This window comes from Streptomyces sp. HNM0574 (genome assembly GCF_012726235.1).
Taxonomy (GTDB): Bacteria; Actinomycetota; Actinomycetes; order Streptomycetales; family Streptomycetaceae; genus Streptomyces.
Map to the genome: position 1 here is coordinate 156,413 of NZ_JAASAH010000011.1, position 23,691 is coordinate 180,103.

Below are 23,691 nucleotides of genomic sequence, written 5' to 3' on the forward strand. Positions count from 1 at the left end.
CGCGGGCACCGGCGGAGGACCTACGGCGAAAGACCGACGTCACGGGCGGAATCACGGGGTGGCGCGGGGCGTTCGTCTCCCTGTGCGCAGGCGTTGTACGGCGGCGTTCGCCTCCCGGTTCCGTGGGGTTCGGGTGCCGGTGGGGCGGGGTCGCGGGCCGGGCGGAAATCCGTTTGCGGGGCGCGTTCCGGCCGTGACACAGTTGCCTCAGGGCAATCAAATGGGAGGTGTGATGGATCCGGCGGAGGTGATCCAGCGTGAGCTGACCACGCTCTTCGACTCCTGGCGCTGCGACACCCGGGCCGTCGCCGCGCACATCGATCCCTGTCTTGAGCCCAACGGTCTGCTGATCCTGGCGTGGCTGTCGGACTCGGGCCCGGCCCGGCTCACCGACATCGCCCAGCACTACGGGGTGGGCAAGGGGACGATGAGCCGTCAGCTCAAGGCCCTGGAGGGGCTGGGGCTCGTCGAGCGCCGGGAGTCCCCGGACGACGCGCGCGCCGTCCTCTTCGGCCCCACCGACCGGGCACGCAAGGAGCTGACCCACGTGTGGAGCGACGAATGGGAATGGCGCCGCGCCCAGTTCGCGACGTGGGACCCGGACGACGTCGCCACCCTCGCGGCCCTGCTGGAACGCTTCAACGCGATGAGCGCGTCGTGACCACGACGTAGCAGCGAACCGGAACCCGGCCTCCCCCGCAGCCCGGACCTCCCTCCCGCCTTCGAACCCGCGCCCCGCCCGGCACCGTCGCCGGAGCCGGGGCCGCCGCCCGCCGCCACGGGCGAAGCCGGCGGGCCCGGCGCCCGCCGCCTGCCCGACCGTCCCGTCCGACCCGACCGACCGGCCCGCGCCGAGAGCGCATCGGTGGCCGGTCCTCTTTCTGCGAGGTGCAACCGAAATTCCCGAGATATCCGAACCAGACAACGGCTCCGTGGCGCACGCGTCCACGGACTCCGGCGGTGACGCGGTTCCACGGGGAGCCACGATGATGATCGCCGTGCTGGTCATGTCGGCCTTCGTCATGATCCTCAACGAGACGATCCTGAGCGTCGCGCTGCGCGACCTCACCGTCGACCTCGGCGTCTCGACCACCACCGTCCAGTGGCTGACCAGTGGCTTCCTGCTGACGATGGCCGTGGTCATCCCGACGACCGGATTCCTGCTGGAGCGCTTCACCCCGCGCCAGATCTTCCTCGCCTCGCTGACCCTGTTCAGCGCGGGCACCCTGCTCAGCGCCCTCGCGCCCGGATTCGCCGTGCTGCTCGTCGGCCGGGTGATCCAGGCCTGCGGCACCGCGGTGATGCTGCCGCTGCTGATGACGTCCGTGATGCGGATGATTCCGCCGGCCAAGCGCGGCGCGACGATGGGCACGATCACCATCGTGATCGCCGTCGCGCCCGCGCTCGGGCCGACGATCGGCGGGGCCGTGCTGTCCTCGCTGGGCTGGCGCTGGATGTTCTGGCTGGTGCTGCCGCTGTCACTGCTCGCCCTGGTCATCGGCAGCGCCCGGATGCGGCTGGGCAGCGAGACCCGCGCCGTCCCGCTGGACGTGCTCTCGGTGATCCTGTCCGCCGTCGGTTTCGGTGGCGTCCTGTACGGCCTCTCCTCCATCGGTGAGTCCGGCGGGGGCGGCCACCCGGTGCCGCCGTGGGCCCCGATCGCGGTGGGTCTCCTCGCGCTCGGCGTGTTCGTGGCCCGTCAGCTGCGGCTCCAGCGGCAGGACCGGGCGCTGCTCGACCTGCGTCCGCTGACGCACCGGCCGTTCGTGGTCGCCCTGGTGCTGACCGCGCTGCTGTTCATGTGCCTGCTCGCGGTCGCGGGCATCCTGCTGCCGCTGTACCTGCAGACGGTGCTGGAGACGAGCACGTTCGTCAGCGGGCTGGCGGTGCTGCCCGGCGGTCTGGTGCTCGGTCTGCTGGGACGTCCGGTGGGCCGGCTGTTCGACCGGGTGGGCGCGCGTCCGCTGGTGGTGCCCGGTGCGCTGGCCATGGCGGTGGCGCTGTGGCTGTTCGCCACGCTGCTCGGGCCGGAGTCCTCGGTGGCCACCGTGGTCGGTATCCACATGCTGCTGATGGCCGGGTTCGGTCTGATGATGACGCCGCTGATGACGGAGTCGCTGGGCTCGCTGCCCGACCACCTCTACTCGCACGGCAGCGCGATCCTCTCGACGCTCCAGCAGGTCGCGGGTGCCTTCGGTACCGCCGTGTTCGTCACGGTGGCCTCGATGGGTGCCGCGCAGTCCTCCGGGGCGCCGGACGCGGAGGGGCTGCACACGGCCTTCCTGGTCGCGGGCGGACTCGGCGTGCTCGCCTTCCTCGCCTCGCTCTTCGTCCGCAGGCGCCCGCAGGCCGCGGCGGAGCCGGAGGCCCGGGCGGCGGACGCCGGGGAGCCGGCCGTGCCGGCCGGGGCCGCGAAGGAGAAGGCCGGGGAGGTCGCCTCGTAGCGCACTCCCCCGGGTCGTTTCCGGGACGGCTGTCCCGGCGGGACGGTACGGCGGAACGGGCCCCAGCACCCAGGCACAGCCCGGGTGTTGGGGCCCGTTGTGCTGGTCGGGTCGCGGGGTGCGGGCCCGAGTGGTAGCCGGGTGCGGAAAGCGAGACTCTGGAGGGGCACGGCCGGGCGGTGCCGGTCCGTGACCTCGGGCCCGTGCGTCCGGCCCGGAAGAGGCGATCGACATGCGTATGTTGTTGAAGGTGCAGCTGGACACGCAGGTGTCCAACGAGGCGATCTCGCGCGGCACGATGCAGCAGGTGATCGAGTCGGCACTGGACGAACTCCAGCCCGAAGCGGCCTACTTCACCACCGAGGACGGCTGTCGTACCGCGTACCTGTTCATCGATCTGGCCGACCCCTCCGAGATGCCGCGGACCGGGGAGCCGTTCTTCCTGAAGCTCGGTGCGAAGGTCCACTACTCACCCGTGATGAACCGCGAGGACCTCGGCAAGGGGCTGGCCGCGCTGGGCCGCGCGAACTCCGGCTGAGGCCGCCCGTCCCGGCACTCCCTCCCCCACCCCGTACCGGGCCGTCCCGCAAGCCGGGCGCCGGGGGTCACTCGTTCGGCGGACAGCGATCGCCCGCCGGAGCCCGGCCGCGCACGATGCAACCGTCCGGTGCCACAAGGCCGGCGTACGGGAGAGCGCGCACGGTGCGCCGGACACCGCGACCGCCGACGGAGCCGAGCGAAGGGACACGTCATGGCCACAGCTGCCGACATCATGAACCGGGGCCCGCAGTGGATTCCCGCCCACGAAACCCTCGACCGGGCCGCGCAGATGATGCGTGAACACGGCGTGGGCGCCCTGCCCGTGGGCGAATCGGGCGAGCCGCACGCGCGCATGTGCGGCATCATCACCGACCGCGACATCGTCACCGAGTGCGTCGCGGCCGGGCACGACCCCTCGCACGTCACCGCGGGCGACCTGTGCACGGGCACTCCGCGCTGGGTCAGCGCGGAGGCCAGCGTCGACGACGTGGTGCGGGAGATGGAGGCGAACCAGATCCGCCGAATGCCGGTCATCAGCGGGGACAAGGACCTCGTCGGCATGATCAGCGAGGCCGACCTGGCCCATCACCTCAGCGACGCCCAGCTCGCCCACTTCGTGGAGCGCGTCTACGCCTGACCACCCGCCCGCCCTCCGTCCCGCGTCCCGTACCCCGGCGCGGGCGGAGGGCGGCGAGGGTTCCGACTGCCGTTCCCCGCAGGGCAGTCCGGGTGCCCAGGCTCAGGCGTTGAAGCCGCCGTCGACGGCGACGGAAGCGCCGGTGATCCAGCGCCCGCCCGGGCCCGCGAGGTGGGCCACCGTGTCCGCGATCTCGTCCGGGAGCCCGTAGCGGCCCAGCGCCGTACCGGTCCGCTGCGCCTCGGCGCCCTCCCCGTCCGCCGGGTTGAGCGCGGTGTCGACCGGTCCCGGCGCGACGGTGTTGACGGTGATCCCGCGCGGGCCGAGCTCCCGCGCGAGCGCCCTGGTCATGCCGCCGCAGGCGGACTTGCTCATCGCGTACAGGCTCATGCCGGGGAAGACGACCCGGTCGGCCACGCAGCTCCCGATGGTCACGATCCGGCCGCCCTCGCCGAGGTGCGGCGCCGCCGCCTGCGCCGCCAGGTAGGGCGCGCGGACGTTGACCGCCAGCACGTGGTCCAGGTCGGCCGTGGTGACGGTCTCCAGCGGGCCCGCGTGCCCGACGCCCGCGTTGTTGACCAGGATGTCCAGCCCGCCGAACGCGCGGACGGCCGCCGCGACCGCCTCCCGCACCTCCTCGGCCCGGGTGCCGTCGGCCCGCAGGGCCAGCCCCCGTACGCCGGACTCGCCGACGGCGGCGGCCACTTCGGCCGCGCGCCGCTCGCTGTGCTCGTAGGTGACGGCGACGTCCGCGCCGTCGGCGGCCAGCCGCAGTGCGACCGCGGCCCCGATCCCGCGGCTGCCCCCGGTGACCAGCGCCGCCTTCCCGGCCAGCGGCCGGATGCGGAGGCCGGGGGAAGGGTGCGCCGCTGCTCTCGTGTCCGTGTTCATGCTCCGATCCTCGTCCCGCGGGCGCCGCATCTCCGGCGGGAATCGGACCTGGCGCCCGGGCCGCCCGCGCGTGCTCAACTCGCTTGCCGGGGCCGGGTGTTCGGGACGGGCCCGCGTCAGGTATCAACAGGGGGACCCATCCGCGTCAGCAGGTTCGACAGGAGCACCGTGGCCGACGACCCGATCCGCGAGACCGACCTCCCCGCGCTCTTCATCGCGGCCGACCGGAACTCCGCCGCCGGGCAGCGGCGCACCCTGCGGGCCACCCGGCTGCGGCTGCTCCTGCTGGCCCTGGCCGCCGTGTCCGGCGCGGTGTCCTGGCAGGCGGGACGGCTGGACGTGGCGGGCTTCATCGGCGCGGCGGCGCTGGCCACCGCGCTGGTGGTGGAGGTCTACCTGCTCACCAGCCGTCCCGAGCGGCAGTGGTACGACGGGCGCGCGGTGGCCGAGTCGGTCAAGTCCCTGTCCTGGCGCTACCTCGTGGGCGGCGCCCCGCTGCCGCTGTCCACCCCGGCCGGGGAGCTGGACGAGGCGCTGCTGCGGCGGTTCCAGGCGCTGCTGCGGGACATGAGCGGGGTGTACCTGGTGCCCGCGCCCGAGGACGGCGAGCAGATCACCGAGGCGATGCGGCGGTGCCGGGCGCTGCCGCTGTCCGAGCGGCAGCGGCTGTACCGCAGCCGCCGCATCGCGGACCAGCGCACCTGGTACGCCACGAAGGCCGCCTGGAACGAGCGCCGCGCGACCCTCTGGTCACTGACCCTGGCGGCCGCCGAGGCCGCGGGCATCACCGGCGGCATCCTCAAGGCGGCCGGGATCGTGGACGTCGACGTGCTGGGGATCTGCGGCGCCGTGGTGGCGGCGGGCGCGGCGTGGACGCAGACCAAGCAGCACGGCAACCTCGCCCGCGCGTACGCGGTGGCCGCGATGGAGCTGGCGGACATCGACGCCCGGGCCGGAGGGCCCTTCGACGAGGAGAGCTGGGCCCGGTTCGTCGACGGCGCCGAGGAGGCCATCTCCCGCGAACACCGCCTCTGGCGCGCGACCCACGCCTGACGGCCGCGCCGGGCCCGTCACCAGGGGTCGTAGACCTGGACCAGGTACGTGTAGCGCACGGCGGCGAGGAGCAGCAGGACGGCCGGGGGCAGGAACCAGCGGCGGCGGAGCCAGCCGAGCGCCACGGGCAGGATCGTGAGCAGCAGCGTCGGCACGGCGAAACCGATCGCGAAGAGGGCACCGAGTCCGGCACCGTCCAGCGCCTCCCGGTCGTGCCCGTCCTCGGGCAGGGTGCCGTAGGCGAGGGCGAGCCAGCCCGCGGTGACCAGGCCGAGCGCCCCGAGCACGAGCCCGCTGAGCACGGTCGCGACGGTCCGCGCCCGTCCCCCGCGGGGCTCGCGGCGGTCCTGGTGCGCGGGTGCGGGCGCGGTCATCCGAGTGCCTTCCTGACGTCCTCGCGGTTGCCGGCGAAGCGGTCGGCGTAGCCCTGGGCGTCGCCGCCCTCCCAGTAGGGGCCGCCGTTGTAGCGGGCGGCCAGTTCGCGGTGCTGCCCGGGCGTCATGTCCTCGGCGGGGACGTCGGCGAAGGAGCTCTGCGCCTTGAGGTCGGCCAGGTACTTCGCGGAGATCAGCATGTTCTGGCTCGGGTCCTTCAACGCGCCCTTCAGCTCGTCGCGTTGGCCCTCGGTGAGGTTGTCCGGGTCGTACCCCAGCACCTCGGCGGCCCGGCGCACCTGCACGGCCATCGGCCCGTACGAGGTATTGTCCCGGTCGCCGGCGAGCGGGCCGGGGAGGCCCTCCGGGGAGACGGGACTCCAGTCGGAGGCGGCGGCCTCGCGCACCCAGCCGGTCAGGTCGTCGGCGACGTACGGTTTGCCGCCGACCTCGATCCAGGCGATCCCGGCCAGCGTCTCGGGCGGCAGCCCGTAGGCCCGCGCGGCCTGGCCGATGGCCTCCTTGTTGGCCGCGACCCACTCGTCCTTGCTGCCGAACCGGTCGGTGAGCCACATGCTGTCGACCTCCGGCATGTTCCTGCGGTGGTCCCGCAGGTCCCGCAGGAGGGGTGACTCCGCGCCGTCGCCGAAGCCCGGCAGGCTCCCCTTCTCCCCGCTGCCGCCGGGCAGCCGGGTCAGCGGGTCGCCGGCGGCCTCGGTCTTCTCGCGGGAGAGGGGCTCGACCCGGTCCAGCAGCGCGGCCGCGTCCCGGTTGCCGGCGCGGAAGTCCGGGATGAGGTTCCTGGCGCGCTCCAGGGCGGCCACGCAGTCGGCGCGCGGGCCGCGTTCGGCGCGGAGCGCCGCGGTGAACGCCTCGTCGGCCTGCGCGTGGTAGCGGTCGGCCTCCGCCTCGATCGCCTCGGCGTCGACGCCCAGTTCGGCGAACCAGTCGAGCACGCCCGTGGTGGCCCGCATGTCCTCCCAGCGGCGCATCGGCTCGGCCTCCTGCGCGGTGGGGGTGATCGGGGTGCCCTCGCGGGCGATCACCTTCTCCAGCAGGTCCTGCGCGTCGCCGCCCTGCCGGAGTCTGGACTTGGCCTCCTCGACGGCGTCGGCGTACGCCAACAGCGCCTTCCAGGCGGCCTCGTAGCCGTCGACGAGGCCGTCCAGCAGGCCCCGCACGTCCTTCAGCCGGTCCTCGTAGGAGGCGCGGGCGGTGCTCGTCCACTCGACGTCCCGGGCCTTGCGCACGGACGGCCCGACGGAGTCGAACAGGTCGCGCAGGCGCTTGTACTCGGCGGCGTTGCGCTCGATCAGCGCCGGGTCGCAGTCCTCCAGGAACGCGACGTCCTCGTAGTAGGTCATGTCCGTCCGCCTCCCGCTCAGTTGCCGCGGGGTGCGACGTACGTGGAGGCGTCGACGAAGTCCTTGAGCGCCTTCGCGGTGCCGTGCTCCACGGTGGTGTAGTTCTCGCCGGTGGACTTGAGCAGCGTGGACAGCGCGGTCAGCAGGGCCGCGCAGTCCCGGCCCTGGTCGTCGGCGAAGCGGGCGAAGTCCAGTACGGCGGCGGAGACGTCCGGGTGCGAGCGCGGCTCCCGGGCCATGGTGCCGGTGTCCCCGTCCAGCCTGCCCTCTTCGAGCAGGCCGGCGATCTCCAGCAGCAGGTGCGCGCTGCCGTCGATCGACTCCGGCACAGCGCTGAAGCCGTCCCCCATGCGTCAACTCCCCCTTGTCGGCCCCGGTGGCCCCGTGAGCATAGGCAATGCCGTTCGCTCCCCGCCAGCCGGGCACCCGCCCCGGCCTGCACGTCAACCGCCGGGCTGCGGCGGGGTGTCGGGCGCCGGCGGACGGTGTTTCGGGCTGGGCTGAAACATCTTCTCGCCGGGGGCCGCCGGGCCGGACTCTGGGTCGTGACGGGTTCGTCGACAGGAGAAGGAGACACCGTGAAGAAGATGCGTATGGGGATCGTGGGCGTCGCGGCGCTGGGCACTCTCGCGTTCGCCGCCCCGGCGGGCGCCACCCAGACGGCACCGGCGGACACCCGGGCCCCGGCGGCGAGCAGCCAGGCCGAGCAGGGCACGACGAGCGTGGCGGGCTGCTCCCGCACCAGGATCATCCACGACTCCAACGCGGTCCTCCGCTACCAGGAGTGCTGGAACCGCGGACACCGCAAGGTCCGGGGGGTGCTCGACGACCGGCGGAACAACGGCCGGTGCGCCTGGGCCAAGGTGCGGTTCGTGCCGCACGGCCCGGTGAAGACGTACAAGGACTGCGGCGGCCACCCGACCAGGTTCGACACCGGCTGGCACCGGGCCCGGGACGCCAGGGTCACCCTGAGCTGACCCCTCCGCCCGACCCCGCACGCGACGGCGCCGCGTCCACCCGGACCGGCGCCGTCGCCGTCGTGGTCACCCGCCGTCACCGCCCGCAGTACGGGCAGCGGGCCCCGCCGCCTCGGCGGCCCCGGGTCTCGACGACGACGCCCCGCTCGCGCAGGCGCCGCAGCTGGTAACTCACCGTGGACGCGGAGGCGAGTCCGGCCGCCGCCGCCAGCTCCCGCAGCGAGGGCGCCTCCCCGTGCTCCGCGACCCACTCCCGCGCACAGCGCACGATCCGGGCCTGCCGCTCGGTGAGACTCACCGCTCCCCCGCGCACGCACGCCGGGCCAGTTCCTTGAGCTCCATCCGGGCCGCGGGCGTGGCCCCGGCCGTCCGCCAGTAGGGGTGCCCGGCGATACGGACCGACAGCTCCCGCAGCCGGCGCCGTCCCTGCGTCGTGCCCGCCGCGGGGTCACCGCTCGCGAGCTGCCAGTACGTCGCGTACCAGGCGATCTGTGCCTCCACGAGATCCGGGGGAAAGGGCTGCCGTTCCATCATGCTCCGATTAGAGCGCATGTTCGATTTTCGAGGCAATCGGACACCCCGGGGCCGCGCCCGCTCCCCCGTCACCCCTCGCCTAGAGAAAGTTCCAGTGCACCCAGCCGGAGCCCGCGCGGGCGGTGGTCACGGGGTACGGCTGCTGATGCGGCGGGTTCCCCACCACGTCTTCGAGGTAGTAGTAGCTGGACGGGTCCAGCCCGGAGATCGACGAGACCCGTCGCACGTAGGGGCGCCCCAGCAGGTAGCTGTCACGTGGCGTCCCGCCGCCCATCTTGTCGAACAGCGCGTGGTCGAGGTCGCTCTCCTGCGGCAGCGCGCCGGAGCCGGCCTCCGAGGTCACCAGGAACTCCGTACCCCAGGCGGCGAGACGGGCCCGGGCCATCCGGTGGATCAGCTCCGGTACCCGCGCGGCGCTCTCGCTGACGTTGGCCGGGTCGTACCGGCCGTCGCTGGTCGTGTTGCCGGCGACCGTCCCGTGCCTCCCCCGGGATGCGAACAGCTGGTAGCCGGTGGGCTGCGCCGGGTTCAGCTCGATCGTCTCCAACGGGTCCGCGAGTTGGTAGTCGTCCGCCAGGGTGCTCCAGGTCTTTCCGAGGTTCATGGTCGCGGAGCTGCCGGCCATCCTGGCGTTGGGCCGCGGCACCAGCCCGTTGAAGCCGCTGTCGAGGTGGTCCCAGGCCGTGATGCCGACGTACTCGGCGACGTTCGGCGGCAGTTGGGTGATGATCCCGTACCAGTCGCCCGGGCCGGGAACGGGGTCGATCGCGAAAATGCGCACCGGCACGTCCTTGCGGCCGTACGCGTAGAGGAACCAAGCCGCCATGACGCATTCCACGGCACCCCTGCTGTGCCCGATGAAGTTGTACGCCTCCGCGTCGCTGCCCGCCGAGAGATTCGCGCCGTGCAGGGCGAGAGCGGCGGCCTCCCGGCCCGTCGCCTGCGACATCGTCGACCACCGGTCGCCGCCGGAGTACCCCTGCGTTTCGGCCAGCAGGTCCCGCGGGACGGTCAGCGGGCCGGACAGAACCAGCGGCTCGCTGGTGTTCCGAGGCACCGCCCAGTCGTTCTCGCCCACGCCGCGCACCGTCACGCTGGGACTGGTGGCGGCCAGGTCGCCGGTGATCTCCTTGTGGACACGGACCGGGATGTAGCCCGTCCCGGGGCTGTAGATCCTCTTGTCGCTGCCCTCGCGCGACACCTCCCCTTCGTCCCGCGTGCAAGCCGTCCCGCTGAAGCACACGGTGAACACATTGCTCATGAATGACCCTCCCGCTCTCCGGGGCAGGCGGCCGCCTGCCCCGCACCGGACTACCCGACATCCTGCGCCGTATGGGATATCCGGCCATAGATCGCTCAGTTGAGTGATGAAGGGCCTCCGGCCTGCGCGTTGTCCTTTGCTCGCGGTCGGCAAGGGCGGGTGCCCGTGTCCGCGTCCGACGGTCAAGAGGCAAGCGAGAGCGGGCACTTCATGTGGACACCGCATGCTCCCCGGCCCCACGACCGCCGAGTCGGCCACGGGATCACACCGGAACGGACGGCACCTCCGGCTCGGTGCTCTCGCGGTCGCCCTTGTCCCAGGGCTCGCCCATGATGCCGTCGTGGCTGCAGTGGAGCGCCGTGAGGGCGGCGAGCAGGCGGGGGTCCCAGTCCGGGGTGCTCGCGGTGAGGTGGAAGTGGGGCTGCAGGCCGCTTCCGTAGTCCAGGACCCGGGCGCCGCCGGTCCGGTAGCCGATCCGGCGCGGCATGCGGAAGACGTCGCCGCCGCCGGCCAGGCTCAGCACCGCGAGCACACACTGCACGGGAAAGATCAGCCACCACACGCACCACCAGAACCACCGGCCCTTGTACCCGACGGCGCGCGTCCCGTCCGCCTGCTCCACGGTCCAGCGGGTACGGACGTGCCCGCGGGTGAAGCTCCGCTCCCGGACGGCGCCGCCGACGAACTCCCCCTCCGCGCCGTACACCTCGTACCGGACGGGCTCGCCCGCCTCCGCACGGGCCGTGAGCACGCGGGCCCAGAGGCGCCGCCGGTGCGGGTCGGTCCACAGGCCGAAGGAGCGGACGCCACGTTTGCGGGCCGCGTGGTACGCCTCGGCCCCGCCCTCCGGCAGCTCCCGGTCGAGAGCGACGGCCGCCTCCGGGAGCGCCGGGCCCACCAGCTCGTACCGGGCCCGCACCTCCCCCGTCCCGGCCCGGACTCCGGCCCGTCGCAAGGTGACGCTCGTACTCATGGCTGCCCCCGATTCCACAACTTCCCCGCGCCGCGCGGACGTTCACCCGAGGGGGCAAGGTACCCGGAAACCCGGGTGACCGCCGCCGGGCCGGTGGCCGAGACTGGTGGCATGGACGGGCTGCGCGGGATGGACGGACGGGACGAGGCGGGCGGGGCGGAGCAGCTCCGGGAGACCGTCGGGCTCGTGCGGGAGGTGATCGGGTCCGCGCTGGTGGGCGCGTATCTGCACGGGTCGGCCGTGCTCGGGGGGCTCGGGCCCGCGAGTGATCTGGACGTGCTGGTCGTGACGCGGCGGAGCCTCGACGCGCGGGAGCGGCGGGCGCTCGTCGCGGGCCTGCTGGAGATCTCGGGGCTGACGGCCGCGGTCCGGCCGGTCGAACTCGCCGTCATCGTCCAGTCCGGGGTCCGCCCCTGGCGGACCCCGCCGACCTGCGACTTCCTGTTCGGCGAGTGGCTGCGCGAGGAGCTGCTCGCGGGCGGGCCCCCGCAGCCGGAGCCGATGCCGGACCTCGCGCTGCTGGTGCACCTGGCCCTGGCCGGAAACCGTCCGCTCACCGGCCCGCCCCCGGCCGAGGTGCTCGATCCGGTGCCGCACGCCGACCTCGTCCGGGCAAGCGTCGCCGGCATCCCGGAACTCCTCGACGAACTGGACGAGGACACCCGCAACGTGCTGCTCACCCTCGCCCGCGTCTGGTGCACCCTCGCCACCGGCGAGATCAGGCCGAAGGACGCCGCGGCGGACTGGGCGCTGGACCAACTCCCCCCGGAACACCGCCCCGTTCTGGAACACGCCAGGCAGCTCTACCGCACCTGCCACTACGCGGACGAGACCTGGAGCGCGGAGCTGCTCCCCCGCGTACGCCCCCACGTGGACGAGGTCCTGGCCCGCATCGCCCGCCTGACGCCGGAGGACCTCGGACGCTGACCCGGAGGCAGGCCCCCTGGGGCCGCCGGACCGCTGCTGGGAAGATCACCGGGGCCGCGCGACCGCGCCGGCCGGTGTCGACGGGGAGTACCCCAGCGGGATGACGGGATGAGCGGAATACTGACCGGCTTCAGCACGATCGGGGCGATCATCGTCCTCGGGGTGGTGCTGGGGCACTTCGGGGTGCTCGACGTGCAGGCCCAACGCCTGCTCTCCCGGCTCGCGTTCTACGTGGCGAACCCGGCGCTCATGGTCACCGTGCTCGGCGACACCGACATCTCCGCCGTGCTGTCGGCCGGGCTCCCGGCCTCGCTGGGCGGGGTGGCGGTGGCGGCGGGTGCGCAGGTCGCGGTGTCCCGGTACCTGTGGCGGAGCAGCGCGGCCGAGAGCACCATCGGCGCCTTCTGCGCGGCGTACGCGAACGCGGGCAACCTCGGTCTGCCGATCGCCGGTTACGTGCTCGGGGACGCCTCCCTCGTCGCGCCCATGCTGCTCACCCAGCTGCTGGTGCTCCAGCCCGCCGGCCTGACGGTGCTGGACCTCACCACCGGGGACGGCCCGCGCACCTGGCGCCGCGTGGTGGCCACCCCGTTCACCAACCCGCTGCTGATCGGCTCGCTCGTGGGCGTCGCGCTGTCCCTGCTCGACCTGCGGCTTCCGGCGCCGCTGCGGGACCCGCTGGACCTGGTCGGCGGCATGGCGATCCCGGCGATGCTCCTCGCCTACGGCCTCTCGCTCCGCTTCGGCCCGCTGCCCGGCAGGGGCGCCCGCCTGGGGCGTACCGGTTTCACGGTGTTCCTGAAGCTCGTCGTCCAGCCGGTGGTGACGTTCCTGCTGGCCCGGTACGCGCTGGGGCTGGACGGGGCGGGCGTCCTCGCGGTGACGGTGATCGCCGCGCTGCCCACCGCGCAGAACGTCTTCGTGCACGCGAGCCGGTACGGCGTCGCCGAGGTCCCCACCCGCGACTGCGTGTTCCTGACCACCATCCTGTCCGCGCCCGTGCTCTTCGCCGTCGCGACGCTGCTGGCCTGAAATCACCGGTATGTCAACCGGCCCGGGTGTCCGGCACGTTGGCCTGTTCCGGATCGCGCGCGGGACGGTCCGGACCGTGGACGGAAAATGCGTTGCGGAGCGGCTCGGGCTGCTCGTTACGGTCCTCGTATGTCACTGCGCAGCTACCGGGAGACCCTCACCCGCCCCGTACTGGCCTGGGGAGCCGTCGCCGTCGGCGCGCGGATGCCGGTCGCCATGGCGCCGCTCGCGCTGGTGTTCCTGGTCCGCGAGCAGCCGGGCGGCTACGCGCTCGGCGCGGTGCTCGCGGCCGCCTACGTCGTCGGCGAGATCGCCGGGGCGCCGGTGCTGGGCATGCGGCTGCGGGCCGAACGGGCCCGGCCGCAGCTGGCGTCGGGGCTCGCGGTGGGCGCGGCCGCCTTCGCGGGGCTCGGCGCGCTGCCCGGCGCCCACCCGGTCGTCCTCGGCGCGCTGGCCTTCCTCGCGGGCGCGGCACCGGCCGCGGCGCCGGGCGGACTGCGGGCGCTGCTCACCTCGCTGGTGCCGGTACGGTCCGCGCCGCAGGCGCTCAGCGTCGAGTCGATGCTGACCTTCGCGATCTGGGCCGTCAGCCCCGCCGTGGCGACGGGCCTCGCGCTCGGCGCCGCCCCGCCGCTGGCCCTGCTGCTCGCCGCCGTGCTGATGGCGGCCTCGGTCGCGGGCCTGTGGGCGCTGCCCGCCGGCTGGTCGCCCGAGGACGCAGACGGGGACGGCAAGGGCGAGGGGTACGGCGCGATGCTCGCCGTACTGGCCCGCGCCTGGCCGCTGTACGTCACCGGTGCCGCGTCCATGACGCTGCTGGCCCTCGCCGAACTGATCCTGCCCGCGCTGCTCGAACAGCGGGGCATCGCGCTCGGGTTCGCCGGGCCGCTGCTCGCGGCCCTCGCCGTCGGCTCGGCGGCCGGTTCGTTCCTGTACGGGCTGCGGAGCTCCTGGCCGGGGCGGCTGTCCACGCAGAGCTCCGTGCTGCTGCTCGTGATGGCGGGCTGCCTGGTCGCGCTCGCGCTCGCGCCGTCGGTCTGGTGGATCGGCCTGGTCCTGGTGTGTGCCGGGGTGCTGGAGTCCGGCGTGATGCTCGCCCGCAACCTGCTGCTCCGCGAGACCCTCCCGGCGAACACCCTGGCCGCCGGCTACTCGGTCATGTACGCGGCCGTGGGCGCCGGTTACGCGGCGGCCGGCACCCTCTCCGGCGCCCTGCTGAACCTCGTCGAGCCCTCCGAGGCGATGCTCGCCGGCGTCGTCCTCATCCTCGCCCTGACCGCCACGGGCGCGGCGGGCGAACGCTCCGCCCGCAGGCGGGGCGTACGGAACGGGACGCGGGCGCCGCAGGGCGCGGAGGTGGTCCCGGAGCGGCCGGACGGGGTGCCCGGCGAGGGGTGAGGGGTGCGGGGCCGTAGCCGTCGGCGGCTTCCGTGCGGTAGGAATGATCGATCATTGCGCATCGACGGAGGGCGGGACCGTGAGCAGGACACCGGAGGGGTCGTCGGCGGGGAGCCGGGCGGGCGGTCATGTGCCGTCCGGGAAGCGGGCGTTGGAGCGTGCGCCGCTGCCGGAGCGGGTGCGGGGCTTCCTGCTGGAGGGGCTGCTGACCGGACGCTGGGGCCCGGGTGACCGGATCGTCGAGCGGCGGGTGGCGACGGAGCTGGGGATCAGCCAGGCGCCGGTGCGCGAGGCGCTGCGCGAGCTGCAGGGCATGCAGTTGGTGGAGGGGGCGCCGAACCGGGGCATGCGGGTACGGGAGTTGTCGCTGTCCCGGCTGCGGGACGTCTACCAGGTGCGGGCCGCGCTGGAGCGGCGGGCCGGCGAGCTGGCGAGCCGCCGTCTGGCCGGGGACGTGACGGCCCTGGAGCGCGAGCTGGCCCGGATGCGGGAGGCGGCGCGGGAAGGGGACATGGAGCGGCAGTTGCGCAGCGCGGTGGCCTTCCACCGGGTGATCGTGCACGCCTGCGGGAACGAGGTGCTGATCCGGCACTGGGAACTGCTGGGCGTGGAGGTGTGGACGCGGCTGTCGCTGCGCTGGCTCCGTACCGGGCTGCACGAGAACGCGGAGGACCACGAGGCGGTGGTGGAGGCGGTCCGGCGTCAGGACCCGTACCTGGGGCGCCTGTTGGAGCTGCACGTCCTGGAGTACGCCTCGCGGTCGACGGCCGAGGGGTGACGTACCGGCAGGGAACGGACACCTCGCGCGCATTTGATCGATCATCGCGCATTACTTCGCGGTAAGCGTTGACTGCATCCCACACGGAGTCATAGTTTCCATTTCGCGGATCACTTCTTCCGTTATTCGGAACTGCCGCTCTCGGGGTGCGTCGTCGATGCCCCCTGCTCCGGCCCGACCCGTACGGCCGGAACAGCCCGTGAGGCCACCGCATCCCGGTCGGCAACCGCGGGCCCCACGCGACCAGATGGGAGGGGACGCATGTCCCAGCTCGACCAGCTTCCCGACCGGGACCCGACCGAGGTGGCGGAGTGGCGCGCATCGCTCGACGCCGCCGTCGCGCACGCAGGACCGCAGCGGGCCGCACAGCTGCTGCACCGGCTCCTGGACCACGCCAGGCACAGCGGTCTCGACTTCCCCGGAGTGCTGGAGACGCCGTACCTGAACACCATCCCCACCGCCGAGGAACCGGCCTTCCCCGGCGACGAGGAGATGGAGCGCCGGATCACCGCCTGGAACCGGTGGAACGCAGCCGCCATGGTGACCCGCGGCAACGAACGCGGCGGCCTCGGCGGCCACATGGCCACCTTCGCCTCGGCGGCCTGGCTGTACGAGGTCGGCTTCCAGCACTTCTTCCGCGGCAAGGAGGGAGCCGACGGCGGCTCGGGCGACCAGCTCTACGTCCAGGGCCACGCCTCCCCCGGCGTCTACGCGCGCGCCTACCTCGAAGGCCGGCTCGACGAGGGCCAGTTGGACCGGTTCCGGCAGGAGGCGGGCGGCGCGGGGCTCCCCTCGTACCCGCACCCGCGGCGGCTGCCCTGGCTGTGGGAGTTCCCGACCGTCTCGATGGGGCTGGGCCCGCTCTCGGCGGTCTACCAGGCCAGGTTCAACCGCTATCTGCACCACCGCGGGATCAAGGACACCTCGGGCTCCCGGGTGTGGGCCTTCCTCGGGGACGGCGAGATGGACGAGCCGGAGTCGACGGCCGCGCTGGCACTCGCCGCGCGCGAGCGGCTGGACAACCTCACCTTCGTCGTCAACTGCAACCTCCAGCGGCTCGACGGCCCGGTACGCGGCAACTTCAAGATCATGCAGGAGCTGGAGCGGCAGTTCCGGGCCGCGGGCTGGAACGTCGTGAAGCTGCCCTGGGGCGCCGACTGGGACCCGCTGCTCGCCGCCGACACCGACGGCGCGCTGCTCGCCCGGCTGGGCGAGGTGCCGGACGGCCAGTTCCAGACCTACGCGGCCCGGGACGGCGCATACATCCGGGAGCACCTGTTCGGCTCCGGCGACACGCTGCGGAACCTCGCCGCCGGGTACGACGACGAGCAGCTGGCCCGGATCGTGGGCACCTCGCGGGGCGGGCACGAGCCGCGCAAGGTGTACGCGGCGTACCGCGCGGCCGTCGGGCACGAGGGCGCGCCGACGGTGGTCCTGGCGCAGACCGTCAAGGGCTGGACGCTGGGCCCGGGCTTCGAGTCCAGGAACGCCAACCACCAGATGAAGAAGCTCACCGGCAAGGAGTTCCGCGCCATGCGGGACCTGCTGGAACTGCCCATCCCGGACAGCCGCCTCGGCGACGGCCTCGTCCCCTACGCGCACCCGGGCCCCGACTCGCCCGAGGTGCGGTATCTGCGGGAGCGGCGCGCCGAGTTGGGCGGTCCGGCGCCGGCCCGGCGGGTGAAACCCCGGCCGCTGGCGGTGCCCGACAAGCCGTTCGACGCGCTGAAGAAGGGCTCGGGCAGTCAGGAGATCGCCACGACCATGGCGTTCGTGCGGCTGGTCAAGGACCTGATGCGGGAGAAGGAGACGGGGCGGCGCTGGGTTCCGGTGGTGCCCGACGAGGCGCGGACCTTCGGCATGGAGTCCCTGTTCCCCTCGGCCGGCATCTACTCCCCCGCCGGGCAGAACTACGAGCCCGTCGACCGCGACCAGCTGCTGTACTACAAGGAGCTGTCGAGCGGCCAGATCCTCAACGAGGGGATCACCGAGGCCGGTTCGCTCGCCTCGTTCACGGCGGCGGCCACCTCGTACGCCACGCACGGCGAGCCGATGATCCCCTTCTACATCTTCTACTCGATGTTCGGCTGGCAGCGGACCGGCGACCAGTTCTGGGCGCTGGCCGACCAGTTGGGCCGCGGCTTCGTCATCGGCGCCACCGCCGGACGGACGACGATGACGGGCGAGGGGCTCCAGCACGCCGACGGCCACTCCCCGCTGCTGGCCTCCGCCAACCCGGCGGCGCTCAGCTACGACCCGGCCTTCGCCTACGAGGTCGCCGTGATCGTGCGCGAGGGGCTGCGCCGCATGTACGGGCCCGACCCGGAGGACGTCTTCTACTACCTCACCGTCTACAACGAGCCGAAGGTCCAGCCCGCGATGCCGGAGGCGCCGCCCGGGGAGAGCGTCGAGGAGGGCATCGTGCGGGGCCTGTACCGGTACCGCACCGCGCCCGGCACGCTCGGCACCGACGTGCCGCGGCTCCAGCTGCTGGCCTCCGGCACGGCCGTGCACTGGGCGCTCGACGCGCAGCGGCTGCTCGCCGAGGACTGGGGCGTGGCCGCCGACGTCTGGTCCGCGCCCTCCTGGACGGAGCTCCGCCGCGAGGCCCTCGCCTGCGAGGCGGCCGAACTCGCGGCGGCACGGCGCGAGTCGGGCGGTTCCGGTCCGGGTTCCGGTTCCGTCCCGTACGTCACCCGGGCACTGGAGGGGGCCCAGGGGCCGGTGCTTGCGGTCAGTGACTGGATGCGGGCCGTTCCGGACCAGATCCGGCCCTGGGTGCCGCAGGAGTGGGCCTCCCTCGGCACCGACGGATTCGGCCTCTCGGACAGCCGCGCGGCGGCCCGCCGGTACTTCGGCGTCGACGCCGAGTCGGTGACGGCCGCCGCCCTCGCCCTCCTCGCCCGCCGCGGCGAGATCGCCCCCGACAGCGCCCGCAAGGCCGCGCTGCACTACGGAATCGAGGACTGACCGTCATGCCGGACCCCACCGAAGTCACCCTCCCGGCGCTGGGCGAGTCGGTGACCGAGGGCACCGTGACGCGCTGGCTGAAGCAGGTCGGCGAGGAGGTCTCCGAGGACGAGCCGCTGCTGGAGGTCTCGACGGACAAGGTCGACACCGAGATCCCGGCCCCGGCCTCCGGCACCCTGCTGGAGATCACCGTCGGTGAGGACGAGACGGCCGAGGTCGGCTCGAAGCTCGCCGTCATCGGGGCGGCGGAGGCCGTTCCGGATACGGTTCCGGCGCCAACCCCGGTTCCCGCGCCCGCTGTTGAGCGGCCCTCCGCCGGTGCGGCCGAGGGTGCGTACGTCACGCCGCTGGTGCGCAAGCTGGCCGCCGAGCACGGGGTGCGGCTCTCGCAGGTCCAGGGGACGGGCGTCGGCGGCCGGATACGGAAGCAGGACGTCGAGCAGGCGGCCGCAGCGGTAGAGCAGGAAGGGACTGTCGAAGCCCCCGAGCCCGCGTCGAAGGCTCCGGTCGTCGAGGCGTCGCCGTTGCGGGGTCAGACGGTGAAGATGCCGCGGATGCGCAAGGTCATCGGCGACAACATGATGAAGGCCCTGCACAGCCAGGCCCAGCTCACCAGCGTGGTCGAGGTCGACGTCACCAAGATCATGAAGCTGCGCGGCCGCGCCAAGGACGCCTTCGCAGCCCGCGAGGGCGTGAAGCTCTCCCCGATGCCCTTCTTCGTCAAGGCAGCCGCCCAGGCGCTGAAGGCCCACCCGGCCGTCAACGCCCGCATCAACGACGACGAAGGCACCATCACCTACTTCGACGTCGAAAACATCGGCATCGCCGTCGACGCCGAAAAGGGCCTGATGACCCCCGTCATCAAGGAGGCCGGGAACCTCAACCTGGCCGGCATCGCCAAGAAGACCGCCGAGCTCGCGGGCCGGGTCCGCAACAACCAGATCTCCCCCGACGACATGTCCGGGGCGACCTTCACGGTCAGCAACACCGGTTCACGTGGCGCCCTGTTCGACACCGTCATCGTGCCGCCCAACCAGGTCGGCATCCTCGGCATCGGCGCCACCGTCAAGCGCCCCGTCGTCATCGACCACCCGGAACTCGGCGAGACCATCGCCGTGCGCCACATGACCTACCTCGCCCTCTCCTACGACCACCGTCTCGTCGACGGCGCCGACGCGGCCCGTTACCTGACCACGGTCAAGCAGATCCTGGAGGCCGGCGAGTTCGAGCCGGTCCTGTGACGGGCTCGGGCGGTGGCCGGTGGTTGCCCTCAAGGCCCTAGGCTGGGGCCGGTCTTGGCACAGCAAGGAAATGGGGATCACGTGGTAGACATGGCAGCCGCGGCGCGCAAGGTCTTCGACCAGTACGACGTCGACGGTGACGGTCAGGTGACTGCCGAGGAGTACCGGAAGGTCGTCGAGGAGCTCGGCGAGTCGGGCATCACCACCGAGGCCGCGCAGGACTTCATCGACTCCCTCGACAGCGACGGCGACCGCACGGTCTCCTTCGAGGAATTCCGCGCCTCCATGGGCATCTGAAGCACTCCACGCGACAGTGCGCGTACCCCGGGTCCACGGCCCGGAGTACGCGCACAGTGGTGTGAGGTCACCGCCGCCGGGCCCCCGCCAGCGCGCTCGTACCGGCGGCCAGCGCCGCGACGGCCGCCGCGGCGAGCAGCGCGCCCGGGTACGTCAGGACGTGGATGAGCGGTGCGCCCACCGCGCCCGAGACCGAAATGCCGCAGAACAGCGCGCTGTTGTTCCAGCCCATGAGCGTGCCGGCGCGGTGCGGGAAGCGGTCGAAGAGGCGCCGCTGCTGGGCGGGGAAGGTCGCGTAGGCGGGCAGCGAGAAGCACAGGAGGGCGAGGGCGAAGGCCCAGGGCACACCGGTGCGGAAGACCCAGGCGCACAGGGCCTCGGTCAGCGCGGCGGCCAGCAGGGACCCGGTGGCCAGCCGGTCCGGGCCGATCCGGTCGGCGAGCCGCCCGCCGAGCATGCTGCCGCCGACCGCACCGACGCCGTACGCCACCAGCGTCCACGGCAGCGCGGTGGCGTCGCCCCGGCCGCTCACCTCCGTGCCGAGGAAGGTGTACAGGAGGTACACCGCCAGCGCCCACTGCGCGGTGACGGCGACGAGCAGCGGCCCGCCGCGCGCGGAGCGCCCCGCCTCCCCGGCCCGCCCGGCCCCGGCGTCCGCGCGCGGGCCCGTCCCCGGCGCCCCGCGCCAGACGCGGGCGTTGGCGAGGGTGAGGAGGAGGGTGGCGAGGGCGAGGGCCACGAAGACGTACTGCCAGCCGAATTGGCGTCCGAGCACCTCGCCGAGCGGGGCGCCCGCCCACAGCGCGGACAGCAGTCCGGAGCCGACCAGGGCCAGGTGGGTGGCCCGCCGGCCGGCGGGGGCGGTGGCGCTGGAGAGGGCGTAGACGGTGGGCCCCGTTCCGGCGGCGGCGATTCCGGCGACCACCCGGACCGCGACGAGCGGCGGGTAGGCGGGCATCAGGGCGGTGGCGAGGTTGGCCAGGGTGAACAGCAGCAGGGCGGCGACGAGGACGCGCTGCCGTCCGATGCCGTCCGCGAGCCTGCCGAGCAGGGGTGCGGTGCAGAGGTAGGCCAGCGAGAACACCGTCAGCGTGAGGCCCATCGCGCCGGCCGAGACGGAGAAGTAGTCCTCCATCTGCGGCATCAGCGGGGAGACGACGAACAGGTCGGTGCCGACGGTGAATTGGGTCAGCCAGGCGGTGGCGAGGCGGCCTGCCGCCCCGCGCCTTGCCGGTGCCGCTTCGGTGCCCGGCGGGTTCTGGTGCGGCGGGGTGCTCATGGGGCTCCTGGGGCGGACGTACGGGCGATGTGCCGATCCTGGTGGACCGCCGGGAGGCCGCCGGGGCGGCGCGCTGCGGTGCGGCCGGGGAACTCACCCGGGTACGTCCGGCTCCGGCGGGGGCACCCCGAGGCGAACACCTAAGCCGCATAGGAGATACGCTCCTCGGGCGAAACCCGTTCGAAAGGCGCCGCCATGTACCTCGCGTCCCTCGATGTCGGCCAACTGGTCGGCTCCGGCTCACTGTTGCTGGCGGCTCCGGTCGCCCTGGCCGCGGGGGCGATCACCGTCGCGTCCCCCTGCTGCCTGCCACTCGTGCCCGGCTATCTCTCCTACGCGACCGGAATGACCGCCTCCGACGCGCAGGCCGAGCGGCAGGGCCCGGACGGCGCGAGGACCGGCCCGAAGAAGCGCCGGGCGCTGCTCGGCACGCTCCTCTTCATCCTCGGATTCGCGGCCGTCTTCACCGCGTACGGGGCGCTGTTCGGGGCCGTGAGCAGGCTGCTGCTCAGCTATCAGGACGTCATCATCCGGGTCCTGGGCGTGATCACGATCGTGCTGGGCCTGATGTTCATGGGGGTGTTCAGCCGGATACCGCTGCTGTCCCGCACGCTGCGCCCGCAGTACACGCCACGCGCCGGGCTCGCGAGCGCGCCCGTGCTGGGCGTGATGTTCGGGGTCGGCTGGACGCCCTGCATCGGCCCGACCCTCGCGGCCGTGCTGTCGCTGTCCGTCAGCACCGGCTCCGCCGCCCGGGGCGCGTTCCTCGCGTTCCTGTACGCCGTCGGCGTCGGCATCCCGTTCCTGCTGTTCACCCTCGCCCTCGGCAAGTCCCTGCGGGCCTTCTCCTTCGCGCGGCGGCACACCCAGGCGGTGCTCCGCGTCGGGGGCGGGCTGCTGGTGGCCGTCGGCCTCACGCAGGTCACCGGGCTGTGGAGCATGATGATCTACGAGCTCCAGGTCTGGATGAGCGATTATCAACTCCCCCTGTGAAAACAGGAGTTCACCCCGGTCGGGTGGACCGCGGCGGCCCGGGCGGGATCGTTCCCGCCCGGGCCGTGCGGGGTCTAGCGGCGGTAGCCGAGGACGGTCATCATCCCGGATTCACCGTGGTAGACGTTGTGGCAGTGGGTCATCCACAGGCCCGGGTTGTCGGCGTCGAAGTCGACGTCGAGGCGCTTGCCGGGCAGCACGATCGCGGTGTCCTTGCGCGGGCCGCCGTCCGGCAGCGCGAAGGTGTGGCCGTGCAGGTGCATGGGGTGCCACATGTGGGTGCGGTTGCGGAACGACAGGCGGACGCGCTCGCCCGCGCGGAGGCCGTATCGGCGGTCCGGGTCGTACGCCTCGCCGTTGATGCCCCAGTCGTAGTCGGCCATGGAGCCGGTGAGGGTGAGCTCGATCCGGCGGTCCGGCCTGCGGCTCTTCAGCCGCACCTGCTCGGCGGACCTCAGCTTCCCCGCCGTGAGCAGCTTCCCGTCCAGTTCGGCGGGCCGTACGGACGGCTCGGGCGCCGCGCCGCCGCCGGTGCGCAGCACGGCGAGCGCCGTCCGCTTCTTGCCCTCGGCGAGGGCGGTGAGCGGGAAGACGCCGTCCTTGACGGTGACCAGGACGTCGTAGCGCTCGCCCATGCCCAGCAACAGGGCCTCGGTGTCGGCGTGTTCGCAGGGGAAGCCGTCGGTGTGGGTGACCGTCATCCCGTGCCCGCCGAGCGCGACCCGGAAGGCGGTGTCGCCGCCCGCGTTGACCAGGCGCAGGCGGACGCGCTCGCCCGGCTTCGCCCGGAAGGTCTCCGGGTCCTCCGCCGTGCGGCCGTTGAGCAGGTAGTACGGGTAGTCGACATCGCCCGCGTCGCCGCCGAGCAGCTTGCTCGTCGCGCCCATCATCATCCGGGAGGGGCCGGAGGGGCTCGGGGACGGCGTCTTCCCGGACGTGGCCGAGGCGTGCGACATGGTGTGCCCGCCGTGGTCCATCCCGCCCATGCCGCGGCCGAGTTCGGCCAGGACGGCGTCCGGGGTGCTGCCGTCGACGCCGTCGACCCAGTCGTCCAGGACGACGACCCACTCGCGGTCGTACGCCAGCGGCTCCTTCGGGTCCTCGACGATCAGCGGCGCGTACAGGCCGCGGTCCTGCTGCACCCCGGAGTGCGGGTGGAACCAGTAGGTTCCGGGATGCGGGACGGCGAACCGGTACTCGAAGGAGGCGCCGGGTTTCACGGGCCGCTGGGTGACGCCGGGGACGCCGTCCATGTCGTTGCGGAGCGCCAGCCCGTGCCAGTGCGCCGAGGTGGCCTCCGGCAGGTGGTTGGCGAGGGTGAGGGCGAGCGTCCCGCCCGCGGTGACCCGGATCTCGCGGCCGGGCAGCCGGTCGCCGTACGCCCAGGTGGAGACGGTGCGGCCGGCGAGGTCGAGGCGGGTCTCCGCCGCCGTGAGCCGGACCTTCCGTACCGGGCCCGGCTTCCGCGCGGCCTCGGCGTCGGCGACCTCCTTGCCGTCCGGGGAGACGTAACCGGCCGGTCCGGAGGGCTTGTTGGCGGCCTTTCCGGCGTCCGGGCCGGAACCGTCGCCGGAGCAGGCCGCGAGCAGGCCGCCGCCGGCGGCGGCGAGTCCGGCGCCGAGCACGGCGCGGCGGTCGAGGAGGCGGGTGGATGTGCGTGTGCGCATGACGGAGGGCACCTCGTCGGTGTCGAAGCGATAGGGGTACGCGTGGCTCGCCGTCGCGGGA

At 73.4% G+C, this 23,691-nt stretch carries 23 protein-coding genes and 1 pseudogene; 14 read left to right on the forward strand and 10 right to left on the reverse strand.

The window, feature by feature from the left end; all coding sequences use genetic code 11:
- The first annotated feature begins 232 nt into the window (after positions 1 to 232).
- The 4 genes from HCC30_RS19550 to HCC30_RS19565 all read left to right on the forward strand — a co-directional run bounded on the left by HCC30_RS19550 (position 233) and on the right by HCC30_RS19565 (position 3,621).
- Positions 233 to 661, forward strand: coding sequence for a MarR family winged helix-turn-helix transcriptional regulator (locus HCC30_RS19550; protein WP_169443887.1), 429 nt, complete (start codon positions 233 to 235; stop codon positions 659 to 661).
- 325 nt (positions 662 to 986) lie between these two features.
- Entirely contained in the window at positions 987 to 2,444 is a 1,458-nt protein-coding gene (locus HCC30_RS19555; protein ID WP_169443888.1) for an MDR family MFS transporter, read from the forward strand.
- A gap of 232 nt (positions 2,445 to 2,676) precedes the next feature.
- Positions 2,677 to 2,982, forward strand: a complete 306-nt coding sequence (locus HCC30_RS19560) for a hypothetical protein (RefSeq protein ID WP_169443889.1) — start codon at positions 2,677 to 2,679, stop codon at positions 2,980 to 2,982.
- A gap of 213 nt (positions 2,983 to 3,195) precedes the next feature.
- On the forward strand, positions 3,196 to 3,621 hold the full coding sequence (locus HCC30_RS19565) for a CBS domain-containing protein (protein ID WP_169443890.1): 426 nt from the start codon (positions 3,196 to 3,198) through the stop codon (positions 3,619 to 3,621).
- 102 nt (positions 3,622 to 3,723) lie between these two features.
- On the opposite strand, the gene HCC30_RS19570 is transcribed toward HCC30_RS19565, so the two are convergent.
- Entirely contained in the window at positions 3,724 to 4,512 is a 789-nt protein-coding gene (locus tag HCC30_RS19570) for an SDR family oxidoreductase (protein ID WP_169443891.1), read from the reverse strand.
- 168 nt (positions 4,513 to 4,680) lie between these two features.
- Between HCC30_RS19570 and HCC30_RS19575 the strand changes: the two genes are divergently transcribed.
- Positions 4,681 to 5,565, forward strand: coding sequence for a DUF4231 domain-containing protein (locus HCC30_RS19575; protein WP_169443892.1), 885 nt, complete (start codon positions 4,681 to 4,683; stop codon positions 5,563 to 5,565).
- A 17-nt stretch (positions 5,566 to 5,582) separates the two neighbouring features.
- On the opposite strand, the gene HCC30_RS29035 is transcribed toward HCC30_RS19575, so the two are convergent.
- Genes HCC30_RS29035 through HCC30_RS19590 form a run of 3 tightly spaced genes read right to left on the reverse strand, consistent with a single transcriptional unit; the run spans position 5,583 to position 7,653 of the window.
- A complete protein-coding gene (locus HCC30_RS29035) occupies positions 5,583 to 5,939 on the reverse strand; it encodes a hypothetical protein (protein WP_169443893.1) in 357 nt (118 codons plus the stop codon).
- Entirely contained in the window at positions 5,936 to 7,303 is a 1,368-nt protein-coding gene (locus HCC30_RS19585; RefSeq protein WP_169443894.1) for a hypothetical protein, read from the reverse strand. Before HCC30_RS19585 ends, HCC30_RS29035 begins: the two co-directional genes overlap by 4 nt.
- 17 nt (positions 7,304 to 7,320) lie before the next feature.
- The gene (locus tag HCC30_RS19590; RefSeq protein WP_169443895.1) at positions 7,321 to 7,653 is read right to left on the reverse strand and encodes a hypothetical protein; all 333 of its coding nucleotides are present in this window, start codon (positions 7,651 to 7,653) and stop codon (positions 7,321 to 7,323) included.
- Between the two features lie 228 nt (positions 7,654 to 7,881).
- On the opposite strand from HCC30_RS19590, the gene HCC30_RS19595 reads away from it, so the two are divergent.
- Complete coding sequence (locus HCC30_RS19595) at positions 7,882 to 8,280, forward strand: hypothetical protein (protein WP_169443896.1); 399 nt, start codon at positions 7,882 to 7,884, stop codon at positions 8,278 to 8,280.
- Between the two features lie 76 nt (positions 8,281 to 8,356).
- Here HCC30_RS19595 and HCC30_RS19600 read toward each other — a convergent pair whose 3' ends face one another.
- The 4 genes from HCC30_RS19600 to HCC30_RS19615 form a co-directional block, all read right to left on the reverse strand.
- On the reverse strand, positions 8,357 to 8,578 hold the full coding sequence (locus HCC30_RS19600) for a helix-turn-helix domain-containing protein (protein ID WP_346776704.1): 222 nt from the start codon (positions 8,576 to 8,578) through the stop codon (positions 8,357 to 8,359).
- On the reverse strand, positions 8,575 to 8,811 hold the full coding sequence (locus tag HCC30_RS19605) for a hypothetical protein (protein WP_169443958.1): 237 nt from the start codon (positions 8,809 to 8,811) through the stop codon (positions 8,575 to 8,577). The genes HCC30_RS19600 and HCC30_RS19605 overlap by 4 nt, the downstream gene beginning before the upstream one ends.
- A gap of 82 nt (positions 8,812 to 8,893) precedes the next feature.
- On the reverse strand, positions 8,894 to 10,075 hold the full coding sequence (locus HCC30_RS19610; protein WP_169443898.1) for a Tat pathway signal protein: 1,182 nt from the start codon (positions 10,073 to 10,075) through the stop codon (positions 8,894 to 8,896).
- 262 nt (positions 10,076 to 10,337) lie between these two features.
- Positions 10,338 to 11,048, reverse strand: a complete 711-nt coding sequence (locus tag HCC30_RS19615; RefSeq protein ID WP_240979723.1) for a hypothetical protein — start codon at positions 11,046 to 11,048, stop codon at positions 10,338 to 10,340.
- A gap of 111 nt (positions 11,049 to 11,159) precedes the next feature.
- Here HCC30_RS19615 and HCC30_RS19620 point away from each other — a divergent pair, with 111 nt between their 5' ends.
- The 7 genes and pseudogenes from HCC30_RS19620 to HCC30_RS19650 all read left to right on the forward strand — a co-directional run bounded on the left by HCC30_RS19620 (position 11,160) and on the right by HCC30_RS19650 (position 19,691).
- A complete protein-coding gene (locus tag HCC30_RS19620) occupies positions 11,160 to 11,975 on the forward strand; it encodes an aminoglycoside adenylyltransferase family protein (RefSeq protein WP_240979724.1) in 816 nt (271 codons plus the stop codon).
- 108 nt (positions 11,976 to 12,083) lie between these two features.
- Positions 12,084 to 13,007: an AEC family transporter gene (locus HCC30_RS19625; RefSeq protein WP_169443899.1), complete on the forward strand. Its 924-nt coding sequence runs from the start codon at positions 12,084 to 12,086 to the stop codon at positions 13,005 to 13,007.
- Between the two features lie 129 nt (positions 13,008 to 13,136).
- Positions 13,137 to 14,405 (forward strand): MFS transporter, encoded by a 1,269-nt coding sequence (locus tag HCC30_RS19630; RefSeq protein WP_169443900.1) that lies wholly within the window; start codon positions 13,137 to 13,139, stop codon positions 14,403 to 14,405.
- A gap of 151 nt (positions 14,406 to 14,556) precedes the next feature.
- On the forward strand, positions 14,557 to 15,183 hold the full coding sequence (locus HCC30_RS19635) for a GntR family transcriptional regulator (protein ID WP_240979747.1): 627 nt from the start codon (positions 14,557 to 14,559) through the stop codon (positions 15,181 to 15,183).
- Between the two features lie 261 nt (positions 15,184 to 15,444).
- A complete protein-coding gene (gene aceE, locus HCC30_RS19640) occupies positions 15,445 to 18,153 on the forward strand; it encodes a pyruvate dehydrogenase (acetyl-transferring), homodimeric type (protein ID WP_169443902.1) in 2,709 nt (902 codons plus the stop codon).
- Between the two features lie 17 nt (positions 18,154 to 18,170).
- Positions 18,171 to 19,394 (forward strand): annotated as a pseudogene (locus tag HCC30_RS19645) (2-oxo acid dehydrogenase subunit E2); the annotation flags it as partial.
- 90 nt (positions 19,395 to 19,484) lie between these two features.
- Positions 19,485 to 19,691, forward strand: coding sequence for an EF-hand domain-containing protein (locus HCC30_RS19650; protein ID WP_169443961.1), 207 nt, complete (start codon positions 19,485 to 19,487; stop codon positions 19,689 to 19,691).
- 67 nt (positions 19,692 to 19,758) lie between these two features.
- On the opposite strand, the gene HCC30_RS19655 is transcribed toward HCC30_RS19650, so the two are convergent.
- Complete coding sequence (locus HCC30_RS19655) at positions 19,759 to 20,970, reverse strand: MFS transporter (RefSeq protein ID WP_169443903.1); 1,212 nt, start codon at positions 20,968 to 20,970, stop codon at positions 19,759 to 19,761.
- A 195-nt stretch (positions 20,971 to 21,165) separates the two neighbouring features.
- On the opposite strand from HCC30_RS19655, the gene HCC30_RS19660 reads away from it, so the two are divergent.
- Positions 21,166 to 21,963, forward strand: a complete 798-nt coding sequence (locus tag HCC30_RS19660; protein WP_169443904.1) for a cytochrome c biogenesis protein CcdA — start codon at positions 21,166 to 21,168, stop codon at positions 21,961 to 21,963.
- Between the two features lie 74 nt (positions 21,964 to 22,037).
- Here HCC30_RS19660 and HCC30_RS19665 read toward each other — a convergent pair whose 3' ends face one another.
- On the reverse strand, positions 22,038 to 23,630 hold the full coding sequence (locus HCC30_RS19665; RefSeq protein ID WP_169443905.1) for a multicopper oxidase family protein: 1,593 nt from the start codon (positions 23,628 to 23,630) through the stop codon (positions 22,038 to 22,040).
- Between the last annotated feature and the right edge of the window lie 61 nt (positions 23,631 to 23,691).

Bases quoted from the DNA above. Each gene is read 5' to 3' on its own strand.
- HCC30_RS19555 (WP_169443888.1), top strand. From the start codon at position 987: ATGATGATCGCCGTGCTGGTCATGTCGGCCTTCGTCATGATCCTCAAC.
- aceE (WP_169443902.1), top strand. From the start codon at position 15,445: ATGTCCCAGCTCGACCAGCTTCCCGACCGGGACCCGACCGAGGTGGCG.
- HCC30_RS19610 (WP_169443898.1), bottom strand. From the start codon at position 10,075: ATGAGCAATGTGTTCACCGTGTGCTTCAGCGGGACGGCTTGCACGCGG.
- HCC30_RS19560 (WP_169443889.1), top strand. From the start codon at position 2,677: ATGCGTATGTTGTTGAAGGTGCAGCTGGACACGCAGGTGTCCAACGAG.
- HCC30_RS19565 (WP_169443890.1), top strand. From the start codon at position 3,196: ATGGCCACAGCTGCCGACATCATGAACCGGGGCCCGCAGTGGATTCCC.
- HCC30_RS19625 (WP_169443899.1), top strand. From the start codon at position 12,084: ATGAGCGGAATACTGACCGGCTTCAGCACGATCGGGGCGATCATCGTC.
- HCC30_RS19590 (WP_169443895.1), bottom strand. From the start codon at position 7,653: ATGGGGGACGGCTTCAGCGCTGTGCCGGAGTCGATCGACGGCAGCGCG.
- HCC30_RS19650 (WP_169443961.1), top strand. From the start codon at position 19,485: ATGGCAGCCGCGGCGCGCAAGGTCTTCGACCAGTACGACGTCGACGGT.
- HCC30_RS19550 (WP_169443887.1), top strand. From the start codon at position 233: ATGGATCCGGCGGAGGTGATCCAGCGTGAGCTGACCACGCTCTTCGAC.
- HCC30_RS19665 (WP_169443905.1), bottom strand. From the start codon at position 23,630: ATGCGCACACGCACATCCACCCGCCTCCTCGACCGCCGCGCCGTGCTC.
- HCC30_RS19655 (WP_169443903.1), bottom strand. From the start codon at position 20,970: ATGAGCACCCCGCCGCACCAGAACCCGCCGGGCACCGAAGCGGCACCG.
- HCC30_RS19630 (WP_169443900.1), top strand. From the start codon at position 13,137: ATGTCACTGCGCAGCTACCGGGAGACCCTCACCCGCCCCGTACTGGCC.
- HCC30_RS29035 (WP_169443893.1), bottom strand. From the start codon at position 5,939: ATGACCGCGCCCGCACCCGCGCACCAGGACCGCCGCGAGCCCCGCGGG.
- HCC30_RS19605 (WP_169443958.1), bottom strand. From the start codon at position 8,811: ATGGAACGGCAGCCCTTTCCCCCGGATCTCGTGGAGGCACAGATCGCC.
- HCC30_RS19585 (WP_169443894.1), bottom strand. From the start codon at position 7,303: ATGACCTACTACGAGGACGTCGCGTTCCTGGAGGACTGCGACCCGGCG.
- HCC30_RS19660 (WP_169443904.1), top strand. From the start codon at position 21,166: ATGTACCTCGCGTCCCTCGATGTCGGCCAACTGGTCGGCTCCGGCTCA.
- HCC30_RS19620 (WP_240979724.1), top strand. From the start codon at position 11,160: ATGGACGGGCTGCGCGGGATGGACGGACGGGACGAGGCGGGCGGGGCG.
- HCC30_RS19570 (WP_169443891.1), bottom strand. From the start codon at position 4,512: ATGAACACGGACACGAGAGCAGCGGCGCACCCTTCCCCCGGCCTCCGC.
- HCC30_RS19615 (WP_240979723.1), bottom strand. From the start codon at position 11,048: ATGAGTACGAGCGTCACCTTGCGACGGGCCGGAGTCCGGGCCGGGACG.